11 protein-coding genes are annotated in these 10778 nt (G+C 64.2%); 8 read left to right on the top strand and 3 right to left on the bottom strand.

Features of this window, described 5'->3' with window-relative positions; translation table 11 throughout:
- Window positions 1–246: 246 nt before the first annotated feature.
- The 5 genes from ABIB24_RS11660 to ABIB24_RS11640 all read left to right on the top strand — a co-directional run bounded on the left by ABIB24_RS11660 (window position 247) and on the right by ABIB24_RS11640 (window position 5917).
- On the top strand, window positions 247–624 hold the full coding sequence (locus tag ABIB24_RS11660; protein ID WP_003249306.1) for a gamma-butyrobetaine hydroxylase family protein: 378 nt from the start codon (window positions 247–249) through the stop codon (window positions 622–624).
- Window positions 625–892: 268 nt separating this feature from the next.
- Window positions 893–2572 carry a class II poly(R)-hydroxyalkanoic acid synthase gene (phaC, locus tag ABIB24_RS11655; RefSeq protein WP_137162561.1) on the top strand — a complete coding sequence of 560 codons (1680 nt, stop codon included), beginning with the start codon at window positions 893–895 and terminating at the stop codon, window positions 2570–2572.
- Window positions 2573–2635: 63 nt separating this feature from the next.
- Window positions 2636–3487: a poly(3-hydroxyalkanoate) depolymerase gene (gene phaZ / locus ABIB24_RS11650; protein WP_025340911.1), complete on the top strand. Its 852-nt coding sequence runs from the start codon at window positions 2636–2638 to the stop codon at window positions 3485–3487.
- Between the two features lie 119 nt (window positions 3488–3606).
- Window positions 3607–5289: a class II poly(R)-hydroxyalkanoic acid synthase gene (gene phaC, locus ABIB24_RS11645; RefSeq protein ID WP_286100683.1), complete on the top strand. Its 1683-nt coding sequence runs from the start codon at window positions 3607–3609 to the stop codon at window positions 5287–5289.
- A gap of 13 nt (window positions 5290–5302) precedes the next feature.
- Window positions 5303–5917 (top strand): TetR/AcrR family transcriptional regulator, encoded by a 615-nt coding sequence (locus tag ABIB24_RS11640; RefSeq protein WP_075046596.1) that lies wholly within the window; start codon window positions 5303–5305, stop codon window positions 5915–5917.
- Between the two features lie 120 nt (window positions 5918–6037).
- Here ABIB24_RS11640 and ABIB24_RS11635 read toward each other — a convergent pair whose 3' ends face one another.
- The 3 genes from ABIB24_RS11635 to ABIB24_RS11625 all read right to left on the bottom strand — a co-directional run bounded on the left by ABIB24_RS11635 (window position 6038) and on the right by ABIB24_RS11625 (window position 7643).
- The gene (locus ABIB24_RS11635) at window positions 6038–6811 is read right to left on the bottom strand and encodes a phasin family protein (protein ID WP_003259845.1); all 774 of its coding nucleotides are present in this window, start codon (window positions 6809–6811) and stop codon (window positions 6038–6040) included.
- A gap of 10 nt (window positions 6812–6821) precedes the next feature.
- Window positions 6822–7241 (bottom strand): phasin family protein, encoded by a 420-nt coding sequence (locus tag ABIB24_RS11630; protein ID WP_023663112.1) that lies wholly within the window; start codon window positions 7239–7241, stop codon window positions 6822–6824.
- 126 nt (window positions 7242–7367) lie between these two features.
- A complete protein-coding gene (locus ABIB24_RS11625; protein ID WP_015272091.1) occupies window positions 7368–7643 on the bottom strand; it encodes a polyhydroxyalkanoic acid system family protein in 276 nt (91 codons plus the stop codon).
- Window positions 7644–7767: 124 nt separating this feature from the next.
- On the opposite strand from ABIB24_RS11625, the gene ubiE reads away from it, so the two are divergent.
- From ubiE to ubiB, 3 genes are read left to right on the top strand one after another with little or no spacing between them, the layout of a single operon-like run.
- Window positions 7768–8538 carry a bifunctional demethylmenaquinone methyltransferase/2-methoxy-6-polyprenyl-1,4-benzoquinol methylase UbiE gene (ubiE, locus tag ABIB24_RS11620; protein WP_013974541.1) on the top strand — a complete coding sequence of 257 codons (771 nt, stop codon included), beginning with the start codon at window positions 7768–7770 and terminating at the stop codon, window positions 8536–8538.
- The gene (locus ABIB24_RS11615; RefSeq protein ID WP_025340915.1) at window positions 8538–9161 is read left to right on the top strand and encodes a ubiquinone biosynthesis accessory factor UbiJ; all 624 of its coding nucleotides are present in this window, start codon (window positions 8538–8540) and stop codon (window positions 9159–9161) included. Before ubiE ends, ABIB24_RS11615 begins: the two co-directional genes overlap by 1 nt.
- Entirely contained in the window at window positions 9158–10777 is a 1620-nt protein-coding gene (ubiB, locus tag ABIB24_RS11610; protein WP_075046599.1) for a ubiquinone biosynthesis regulatory protein kinase UbiB, read from the top strand. Before ABIB24_RS11615 ends, ubiB begins: the two co-directional genes overlap by 4 nt.
- The last annotated feature ends 1 nt before the right edge of the window (window position 10778 follow it).

Raw genomic sequence — 10778 nt, 5'->3', positions numbered from 1 at the left:
CAGTGGCCTCAATGTAAACGGCACGCTGCGAGCTCACCACGATGTTGGCCAGAAGCAAAAAGCTTCCTCGAACAGGCCTGATACATAGATGCAACCGGGTTCCTATGTTCAAAAGCAGCTAGACAGTGTGGGCGAGTCCATACATAGGAGCGGCCTTGTGTCGCGATGGGCTGCAAAGCAGCCCCCTTGCACAATCCCCCGAATCTCCTGAAGCTGTGCACCATCAGCTCCCGAGAGATTCCGTCCATGGCCCGCCTGCCCACCGCCATCAACCTGCACAAAGCCTCGAAAACCCTCAGCCTCACCTACGCCCCCGGCGAGGTCTACCACCTGCCCGCCGAATTCCTGCGCGTGCACTCCCCCTCCGCCGAGGTCCAGGGCCACGGTAACCCCATCCTGCAGTTCGGCAAGATCAACGTCGGCCTCAGCGGCCTGGAACCTGCCGGGCAATACGCACTGAAACTGACCTTCGACGACGGCCATGACAGCGGCCTGTTCACCTGGGAATACCTCGAGCAGCTGTGCCTGCGCCAGGAACAGCTGTGGGCCGAGTACCTCGACGAACTGCACAAGGCCGGGAAATCCCGCGACCCTGCCGAGTCGGTGGTCAAACTCATGCTCTAGCGCAAGGCCTGCAGGATTTAGAGCGCATTTTCTAAAATCATCTGTTTGAATGACTTACAGACAGCCCAGTGACGGGCTGTCTTGCGCATTACATGAAAGTCGGGTAACCAATGGGGGTGGCAAGTTCCCTGCATCAAATTGCAGGTAGTCAGAACCCTCGCAGCACCGCTGTTCCTTATCACTGGTCACCCGAGTAGCAGTACCGGGCTCAGAACTGTGCACCCGCCACAGCAACCGGTACTCGTCTCAGGACAACGGAGCGTCGTAGATGAGTAACAAGAACAACGATGAGCTGCAGCGGCAGGCCTCGGAAAACACCCTGGGGCTGAACCCGGTCATCGGTATCCGCCGCAAAGACCTGTTGAGCTCGGCACGCACCGTGCTGCGCCAGGCCGTGCGCCAACCGCTGCACAGCGCCAAGCATGTGGCCCACTTTGGCCTGGAGCTGAAGAACGTGCTGCTGGGCAAGTCCAGCCTTGCCCCGGAAAGCGACGACCGTCGCTTCAATGACCCGGCATGGAGCAACAACCCACTTTACCGCCGCTACCTGCAAACCTATCTGGCCTGGCGCAAGGAGCTGCAGGACTGGATCGGCAACAGCGACCTGTCGCCCCAGGACATCAGCCGCGGCCAGTTCGTCATCAACCTGATGACCGAAGCCATGGCTCCGACCAACACCCTGTCCAACCCGGCAGCAGTCAAACGCTTCTTCGAAACCGGCGGCAAGAGCCTGCTCGATGGCCTGTCCAACCTGGCCAAGGACCTGGTCAACAACGGTGGCATGCCCAGCCAGGTGAACATGGACGCCTTCGAGGTGGGCAAGAACCTGGGCACCAGTGAAGGCGCCGTGGTGTACCGCAACGATGTGCTGGAGCTGATCCAGTACAACCCCATCACCGAGCAGGTGCATGCCCGCCCGCTGCTGGTGGTGCCGCCGCAGATCAACAAGTTCTACGTATTCGACCTGAGCCCGGAAAAGAGCCTGGCGCGCTACTGCCTGCGCTCGCAGCAGCAGACCTTCATCATCAGCTGGCGCAACCCGACCAAAGCCCAGCGCGAATGGGGCCTGTCCACCTACATCGACGCGCTCAAGGAGGCGGTCGACGCGGTGCTGGCGATTACCGGCAGCAAGGACCTGAACATGCTCGGTGCCTGCTCCGGCGGCATCACCTGCACGGCATTGGTCGGCCACTATGCCGCCCTCGGCGAAAACAAGGTCAATGCCCTGACCCTGCTGGTCAGCGTGCTGGACACCACCATGGACAACCAGGTCGCCCTGTTCGTCGACGAGCAGACTTTGGAGGCCGCCAAGCGCCACTCCTACCAGGCCGGTGTGCTCGAAGGCAGCGAGATGGCCAAGGTGTTCGCCTGGATGCGCCCCAACGACCTGATCTGGAACTACTGGGTCAACAACTACCTGCTCGGCAACGAGCCGCCGGTGTTCGACATCCTGTTCTGGAACAACGACACCACGCGCCTGCCGGCCGCCTTCCACGGCGACCTGATCGAAATGTTCAAGAGCAACCCGCTGACCCGCCCGGACGCCCTGGAGGTTTGCGGCACTCCGATCGACCTGAAACAGGTCAAATGCGACATCTACAGCCTTGCCGGCACCAACGACCACATCACCCCGTGGCAGTCATGCTACCGCTCGGCGCACCTGTTCGGCGGCAAGATCGAGTTCGTGCTGTCCAACAGCGGCCACATCCAGAGCATCCTCAACCCGCCAGGCAACCCCAAGGCGCGCTTCATGACCGGTGCCGATCGCCCGGGTGACCCGGTGGCCTGGCAGGAAAACGCCACCAAGCATGCCGACTCCTGGTGGCTGCACTGGCAAAGCTGGCTGGGCGAGCGTGCCGGCGAGCTGAAAAAGGCGCCGACCCGCCTGGGCAACCGTGCCTATGCCGCTGGCGAGGCATCCCCGGGCACCTACGTTCACGAGCGTTGAGCTGCAGCGCCGTGGCCACCTGCGGGACGCCACGGTGTTCATTTCACCCCATGAGTCACGCGCATGCCGCAACCCTACATCTTCAGGACCGTCGAGCTGGACAACCAGTCCATCCGCACCGCCGTCCGCCCGGGCAAACCGCACCTGACGCCGTTGCTGATCTTCAACGGCATCGGTGCCAACCTGGAGCTGGTGTTTCCGTTCATCGAGGCACTGGACCCGGACCTGGAAGTCATTGCCTTTGACGTACCCGGGGTCGGCGGCTCGTCCACGCCGCGCCACCCATACCGCTTCCCCGGGTTGGCCAAGCTGACGGCACGCATGCTCGACTACCTCGACTACGGCCAGGTCAATGTCATCGGTGTGTCCTGGGGCGGCGCCCTGGCCCAGCAGTTCGCCCACGATTACCCCGAACGCTGCAAGAAACTGGTGCTGGCCGCCACCGCAGCCGGTGCGGTGATGGTGCCAGGCAAGCCCAAGGTGTTGTGGATGATGGCCAGCCCACGGCGTTACGTGCAGCCGTCGCATGTCATCCGCATTGCGCCGACGATCTATGGCGGCGGCTTCCGGCGTGACCCCGAACTGGCCATGCAGCACGCCGCCAAGGTGCGCTCCGGCGGCAAGATGGGCTACTACTGGCAGCTGTTCGCCGGGCTCGGCTGGACCAGCATCCACTGGCTGCACAAGATCCAGCAACCGACCCTGGTGCTGGCCGGCGACGACGACCCACTGATCCCGCTGATCAACATGCGCCTGCTGGCCTGGCGGATTCCCAATGCCCAGCTACACATTATCGACGACGGTCATTTGTTCCTGATCACCCGGGCCGAGGCCGTCGCCCCGATCATCATGAAGTTCCTTCAGCAAGAACGACAGCGCGCCGTCATGCACCCTCGCCCGGCTTCGGGCGGGTAAATCGATGCGGCCTTCTTCGCGGGCGCGCCCGCTCCCACAGGGATGGCGCCGAACCTGTGGGAGCGGGCATGCCCGCGAAGGTCTCGACAGCGAAATGGCTTAGACGAGGGAGTGTTGCCATGAAAGACAAACCGGCCAAAGGAACGCCAACGCTTCCCGCCACCAGCATGAACGTGCAGAACGCCATCCTCGGCCTGCGCGGCCGTGACCTGATTTCCACGCTGCGCAATGTCAGCCGCCAAAGCCTGCGTCACCCGCTGCACACCGCACATCACCTGTTGGCCCTGGGTGGCCAGCTGGGCCGGGTGATACTGGGTGACACACCGCTTCAGCCGAACCCGCGCGATCCGCGCTTCAGCGACCCGACATGGAGCCAGAACCCGTTCTACCGGCGCGGCCTGCAAGCCTACCTGGCCTGGCAGAAGCAGACCCGCCTGTGGATCGAAGAAAGCCACCTGGACGACGATGACCGGGCCCGTGCGCACTTCCTGTTCAACCTGATCAACGATGCCCTGGCGCCGAGCAACTCGCTGCTCAACCCGCTGGCGGTCAAGGAACTGTTCAACAGCGGTGGCCAGAGCCTGGTGCGCGGCATGGCCCACCTGCTCGATGACCTGCGCCACAATGACGGTCTGCCACGCCAGGTCGACGAGCGCGCCTTCGAAGTGGGCGGCAACCTGGCCGCCACCGCCGGCGCCGTGGTGTTTCGCAACGAGCTGCTGGAGCTGATCCAGTACAAGCCGATGAGCGAAAAGCAGCACGCCCGGCCACTGCTGGTGGTGCCGCCACAGATCAACAAGTTCTACATCTTCGACCTCAGCTCGACCAACAGCTTCGTCCAGTACATGCTCAAGAATGGCCTGCAGGTGTTCATGGTCAGCTGGCGCAACCCCGACCCGCGCCACCGCGAATGGGGCCTGTCCAGCTACGTTCAGGCCCTGGAAGAAGCGCTCAACGCTTGCCGCAGCATCAGCGGCAACCGCGACCCCAACCTGATGGGCGCCTGCGCCGGCGGCCTGACCATGGCCGCACTGCAGGGCCACCTGCAGGCCAAGCACCAGCTGCGCCGGGTGCGCAGCGCCACCTACCTGGTCAGCTTGCTGGACAGTAAGTTCGAAAGCCCCGCCAGCCTGTTCGCCGACGAGCAGACCATCGAGGCCGCCAAGCGCCGCTCCTACCAGCGCGGCGTGCTGGATGGCGCCGAGGTGGCGCGGATCTTCGCCTGGATGCGGCCCAACGACCTGATCTGGAACTACTGGGTCAACAACTACCTGCTCGGCAAGACACCACCAGCCTTCGACATCCTGTACTGGAACGCCGACAGCACGCGCCTGCCCGCCGCGCTGCATGGCGACCTGCTGGACTTCTTCAAGCTCAACCCGCTGACCCACCCCGCCGGCCTGGAAGTATGCGGCACACCCATCGACCTGCAGAAGGTCGAGCTGGACAGTTTCACCGTGGCCGGCAGCAACGACCACATCACCCCGTGGGATGCGGTGTACCGCTCGGCCTTGCTGCTGGGTGGCGACCGGCGCTTCGTGCTGGCCAACAGCGGGCATATCCAGAGCATCATCAACCCGCCCGGCAACCCCAAGGCCTACTACCTGGCCAACCCCAAGCTGTCCAGCGACCCGCGTGCCTGGTTCCACGATGCCAAGCGCAGCGAAGGCAGCTGGTGGCCGTTGTGGCTGGAGTGGATCACCCCGCGCTCCGGCCCGCTCAAGGCACCGCGCAGCGAACTGGGCAATGCCACCTACCCACCACTGGGCCCCGCGCCGGGCACCTACGTGCTGACCCGATGAGCATGCCGACTGGATGAAGACTCGCGACCGTATCCTGGAATGTGCCCTGCAGCTGTTCAACCAGCAGGGCGAACCGAACGTATCCACCCTGGAAATTGCCAATGAACTGGGCATCAGCCCCGGCAACCTCTACTACCACTTCCACGGCAAGGAGCCGTTGGTGCTGGGGCTGTTCGAGCGCTTTGAAGAAGCGCTGATGCCCTTGCTCGACCCGCCGCTGGAGGTACGCCTGGACGCCGAAGATTACTGGCTGTTCCTGCACCTGATCGTCGAACGCATGGCGCAGTACCGCTTCCTGTTCCAGGACCTGTCGAACCTGACCGGGCGCCTGCCCAAACTGGCCCGCGGCATGCGCAACCTGATCAACGCGCTCAAGCGCACACTGGCGGCGTTGCTGGCCAGCCTCAAGGGCCAGGGGTTGGTAGAGAGCGAGACCCAGGCGCTGGGGCAACTGGTGGAGCAGATCACCCTGACACTGATGTTCTCGCTGGATTATCAGCGGGTACTGGGGCGCGAGGGGGATGTGGGGATTGTGGTGTACCAGGTGATGATGCTGGTGGCGCCGCATCTGCAGGCCCAGGCGCGGGGGGCGGCGGAGCAGTTGGCGGTGCGGTATCTGGAGGGGTAAGCCTGTTGTTTCGGTGTCGCGGCTTTCGCGGGCATGCCCGCTCCCACAGGTGAAATGCGGTGCTCGAGTGCACACAGGACCTGTGGGAGCGGGCAAGCCCGCGAAGAAGGCGACGCGGTATCAGATCAGGGTACCGGTGCCTGTCTGTGCCGAAGGCGGGTTGCTGGCCGGAGCCGCAGTGGGCGCCGGAGCTGCGCTAGCGGCCGGAGCGGCGCTGGCCGCTGGAGCTGCCGGCTTGGCGGCTGCCGGCTTGGCTGGTGCTTTCTTCACTGCAGGCTTCTTCGCCACAGCCGGCTTGGCCGCTGCCGGTTTCGCCGCAGGCTTGGCCGCCGCAGTCTTCGCAGCAGGTTTAGCCGCTGCGGCCTTGGCTGCCGGCTTGGCTGCCGCGGTTTTTGCCGCAGGCTTGGCCGCTGCCGTCTTGGCCAGTGGCTTGGCCGCCGCCTTGCTCGCAGCCGGTTTGGCTGCAGTGCGCGACGAAATCGGGGTAACCGAAGCGCCGGTCAGTTTCTCGATCTGCTTGGTCAGGCTGTCCACCTGCTGGTGCAGGGCCTTGATCTCGTTGCGGCTCGGCACGCCAAGGCGCGAGATGGCACTGTTCAGGCGCTTGTCGAAGGCCTCTTCGAGTTCGCTCCACTTGCCCAGCGCACGGTCCTTCACGCCCGACACACGCGAAGTGGTCGACGACTTGGCAGTTTCAGCAACATCTTCTGCGGTCTTCTTCGCCTGTTTCTCGGCCTTCTCGCCATCCTTCACCAGCGAGTCGAACAGCTTCGGGCCGTCCTGGTCGATCTTCGAATAGATACCAAGCCCCGCCAGCCAGATCTTGCGGGAGTACTTCTCAATCCCGCCGACCCAGGAGCTGCCTTCTTTCTCGGAATTCTTCTTGCCAGCCATCCTGCTCTCCTTATGGTTTGTGCGCGACGCGCTCGAGCAGCTCGTGCAGCTGTTCAAGCTTGATGGACAACGCCTCAACGTCATGTTTAGACGGAATGCCAAGGCGATTCAAGGCGCGACCTACCCGCGCGTCGAAAGCTTTTTCGATCTTGTCCAGTTGAACTTCGACCTTGCCGCGTACGCGACTGACTTCCTGGGTCGCTTCGTCGATCTGGTTGTTGGCAGCATCGAGCTCCTTGTCGATGCGCTTCTTGCCACGCTTCTCGACGCCTTCGCCGGCCTTGACCAGCTCATTGAAGTAGTCGGAGCCTTCCTGACCAACACGCGCATAGGCGCCGATGCCCGCCAGCCAGATCTTGCGCGCGTAGCCGCGCACCTCGCCCAGCGTACCCGGGGCGTCGTCCTTTTTCTTCACAGTCACTTTGGCCATGCTCTGTACCTCATGCTCATGAGTGGAGGAGGAACCGCCCATGGAGGTTGGGCTTGAGCACAAGGTAGAGAGGGAAATTAGAATCTTCACCCTAAGGTGAACGAGCATGGCCCCGGGAAGGGGGTGTCAGGCCAGGGCTTTGTCCAACGCCCGCTCGATCTCGCCCTTGATGGTGCCGCTCATCATCGACAACATCATGCCCAGCTTCAATTCGACGCGAATGCGGTCATCGAAGATGTGCACGCTGCCGTTGGCACCGCTGCGCGCCACGTCGACCCGGTCACCGTTCCAGGTGGCCTTGAGGTCGTACTCGCGGGTCAGTTTGTCGACCAGCGCTTCAGCCTTGGCACGGGCGGCATCGCGGCCGAGGGAATGTTTGCGTTCGACGCTGATCTGGGTCATGCGGGTGTTCCTGAAGATGAAGACATAATGGGCATTATGCCCGCCCCTGCCCACAGGCACACCCCGCCAAGACAAATCCGCCCGTTCGCCCTAGAATGGCGGTAATTTTTTCCGGTGAAGCGATATGAACGACCAGCGCAAAGGCGACCACGCCGAACCCACCACCCATTTCGGTTACCAGGACGTCCCTGAAAGCCAGAAGGCGAAGAAAGTCGCCGAGGTGTTCCACTCGGTAGCGGCCAAGTACGACCTGATGAACGACGTGCTTTCCGGCGGCATGCACCGCCTGTGGAAGCGCTTCACCATCGAGCTGTCGGGCGTACGCGCCGGCAACCGTGTACTGGACATCGCCGGCGGTACCGGCGACCTGGCCGCCAAGTTCTCGCGGCTGGTCGGCCCGACCGGCCAGGTAGTGCTGGCCGACATCAACGAGTCGATGCTCAAGGTCGGCCGTGACCGCCTGCTCGACCGTGGCGTGGCCGGCAACATCGAGTTCGTCCAGGCCGACGCCGAGAAGCTGCCATTCCCGGACAACCACTTCGACTGCGTGACCATCGCCTTCGGCCTGCGCAACGTCACCCACAAGGACGAAGCCATCCGCTCGATGCTGCGCGTGCTCAAGCCGGGCGGCCGCCTGCTGGTGCTGGAGTTCTCCAAGCCGACCAACAAGCTGATGTCCAAGGCCTACGACGCCTACTCGTTCGCCTTCATGCCGCTGGCCGGCAAGCTGATCACCAACGACTCGGAGAGCTACCGTTACCTCGCCGAGTCGATCCGCATGCACCCCGATCAGGAAACCCTGAAGGCCATGATGGTCGAGGCCGGTTTCGACCGCGTCACCTACCACAACATGACCAGCGGCATCGTTGCCGTGCACCGGGGGATCAAGCCCTGATGCTGCTGGCCGGGCTGCTCGCCAGCGTCGAACATGGCCTGAACCGCGTCCTGCGCATGGACAGCACGGCCCTGCCGCGGCTGGCCGCGCTGGAGGGCAAGGTCATCGAGATCGACTGCCGCCAGCCGGCCTTGCAGGTGTTCATCCTGCCCGATGAAGAGGGCCTGATGCTCGCCGCCCACTGGCAAGGCGAGGTCGACTGCAGCCTGCGCGCCCCGGCCGGCAGCCTGGCGCAACTGGCCCTGGCCAGGGACAAGACTGCCGTGCTGCACAGCCCGCAAGTCGAACTGCATGGCGACAGCGCCGTGCTGCTCGACCTGTTCGGTGTGCTGCAGGACCTGGAGCTGGACTGGGAGCACGAGCTGCAACGCTGGCTCGGCCCGGTCGCCACGGCGCTGCTGGCGGGCCACATCCGCCTGCGTGCACGCTGGACCCGCCAGGGCCTGGCGCGCTTCAGCCAGAACCTTTCCGAGTACCTGGCCGAAGAGTCCCGTACCCTGGTCGGCAAGCGCGAAGCCGAAGCCGCCTTCAGCGAGCTCGATGCCCTGAAGCTCGATACAGAACGCCTCGAGGCGCGCCTCAAGCGCCTTTCCCGAACCCTTGATACCAGCGATAACGCATGAAGCTGCTCGCCGTCCGCCGTCTTTTTCGCATCCAGCGTGTGGTGATCCGCTACCGTCTCGATGACCTGCTGTTCGACCTGCCGCTGCCCTGGTGGCTGATGAGCCTGCGCCTGCTGATGCCGTGGCGCTGGCTGCCGCGCAAGCCGTCCGAGCTCAGCCGTGGCGCGCGCCTGCGCCTGGCCCTGCAGGACCTGGGGCCGATCTTCATCAAGTTCGGCCAGTTGTTGTCCACCCGCCGCGACCTGCTGCCCAACGACATTGCCGATGAGCTGATGCTGCTGCAGGACCGCGTGCCGCCGTTCGACCCCAAGCAGGCCGTGGCACTGATCGAGGCGCAACTGGGCGCCCCGGTAACGCAACTGTTCAGCCGCTTCGACGTCGAGCCGCTGGCCTCGGCCTCGGTGGCCCAGGTGCACGCTGCGCGCCTGAAAAGTGGCGAGGAAGTGGTGGTCAAGGTGGTGCGCCCGGGCCTGAAGCCGGTGATCGCCCAGGACCTGGCCTGGCTGTTCCTGATCGCCAAGGCCGCCGAGCGCGCTTCGGCCGATGCCCGTCGCCTGCACCCGGTGGAAATCGTCGGCGACTATGAAAAAACCATCTACGACGAGCTCGACCTGCTGCGCGAAGCGGCCAACGCCAGCCAGCTGCGGCGCAACTTCGAAGGCTCCGAGCTGATGTACGTGCCCCAGGTGTACTGGGACCTGTGCCGCCCCAAGGTGCTGGTGATGGAGCGCATCTACGGCGTGCCGGTGACCGACATGGCCACCTTGGCCGACCAGCGCACCGACATGAAGCTGCTGGCCGAACGGGGTGTGGAGGTGTTCTTCACCCAGGTGTTCCGCGACAGCTTCTTCCATGCCGACATGCACCCCGGCAACATCTTTGTCAGCACGGTCAAACCATGGAGCCCGCAGTACATCGCCATCGACTGCGGCATCGTCGGCAGCCTGACCGCCGAGGACCAGGACTACCTGGCGCGCAACCTGATCGCTTTCTTCAAGCGTGACTATCGCCGCGTCGCCCAGTTGCACATCGACTCGGGCTGGGTGCCGGCGCACACCAAGGTCAACGAGTTCGAAGCGGCGATCCGCACCGTGTGCGAGCCGATCTTCGAAAAACCGTTAAAGGATATTTCCTTCGGCCAGGTGCTGATGCGCCTGTTCCAGACCGCCCGCCGCTTCAACATGGAAGTGCAGCCGCAGCTGGTTTTGCTGCAGAAGACCCTGCTCAACATCGAGGGCCTGGGTCGCCAGCTGTACCCCGAGCTGGACCTGTGGAGCACCGCCAAGCCATTCCTCGAGCGCTGGATGCGCGACCGCATGAGCCCCAAGGCCGTGCTCGGCAACATCCACAGCCAGGTCGAGCAACTGCCGCACCTGGCCGACATGGCCCGCGACCTGCTCGAGCGCCTGTCGCAACCGCACCTGCACGATCCGCAACTGCCGGAGCGGCGCCGCCAGGGCGACCGCTGGGCGCTGCGCCTGCTCGGCGCCGGCCTGCTCGGCGGTGGTGCGGTACTGGCCGCTGGTGCCGCCGCGGCCACCAGCCTGGCCGCCCCTGCCGCCTGGCCGGCCTGGCTGATGCTGGCCGCCGGCCTTTACCTGATCGTGCGCCAATAGC

It is taken from the genome of Pseudomonas sp. UYEF17, from assembly GCF_040546125.1.
Classification (GTDB): Bacteria; Pseudomonadota; Gammaproteobacteria; order Pseudomonadales; family Pseudomonadaceae; genus Aquipseudomonas; species Aquipseudomonas putida_Z.
This window is presented reverse-complemented; position numbering and strand designations above follow the sequence as displayed.

Bases quoted from the DNA above. Each gene is read 5' to 3' on its own strand.
- ABIB24_RS11660 (WP_003249306.1), top strand. From the start codon at position 247: ATGGCCCGCCTGCCCACCGCCATCAACCTGCACAAAGCCTCGAAAACC.
- phaC (WP_137162561.1), top strand. From the start codon at position 893: ATGAGTAACAAGAACAACGATGAGCTGCAGCGGCAGGCCTCGGAAAAC.
- phaZ (WP_025340911.1), top strand. From the start codon at position 2,636: ATGCCGCAACCCTACATCTTCAGGACCGTCGAGCTGGACAACCAGTCC.
- phaC (WP_286100683.1), top strand. From the start codon at position 3,607: ATGAAAGACAAACCGGCCAAAGGAACGCCAACGCTTCCCGCCACCAGC.
- ABIB24_RS11640 (WP_075046596.1), top strand. From the start codon at position 5,303: ATGAAGACTCGCGACCGTATCCTGGAATGTGCCCTGCAGCTGTTCAAC.
- ABIB24_RS11635 (WP_003259845.1), bottom strand. From the start codon at position 6,811: ATGGCTGGCAAGAAGAATTCCGAGAAAGAAGGCAGCTCCTGGGTCGGC.
- ABIB24_RS11630 (WP_023663112.1), bottom strand. From the start codon at position 7,241: ATGGCCAAAGTGACTGTGAAGAAAAAGGACGACGCCCCGGGTACGCTG.
- ABIB24_RS11625 (WP_015272091.1), bottom strand. From the start codon at position 7,643: ATGACCCAGATCAGCGTCGAACGCAAACATTCCCTCGGCCGCGATGCC.
- ubiE (WP_013974541.1), top strand. From the start codon at position 7,768: ATGAACGACCAGCGCAAAGGCGACCACGCCGAACCCACCACCCATTTC.
- ABIB24_RS11615 (WP_025340915.1), top strand. From the start codon at position 8,538: ATGCTGCTGGCCGGGCTGCTCGCCAGCGTCGAACATGGCCTGAACCGC.
- ubiB (WP_075046599.1), top strand. From the start codon at position 9,158: ATGAAGCTGCTCGCCGTCCGCCGTCTTTTTCGCATCCAGCGTGTGGTG.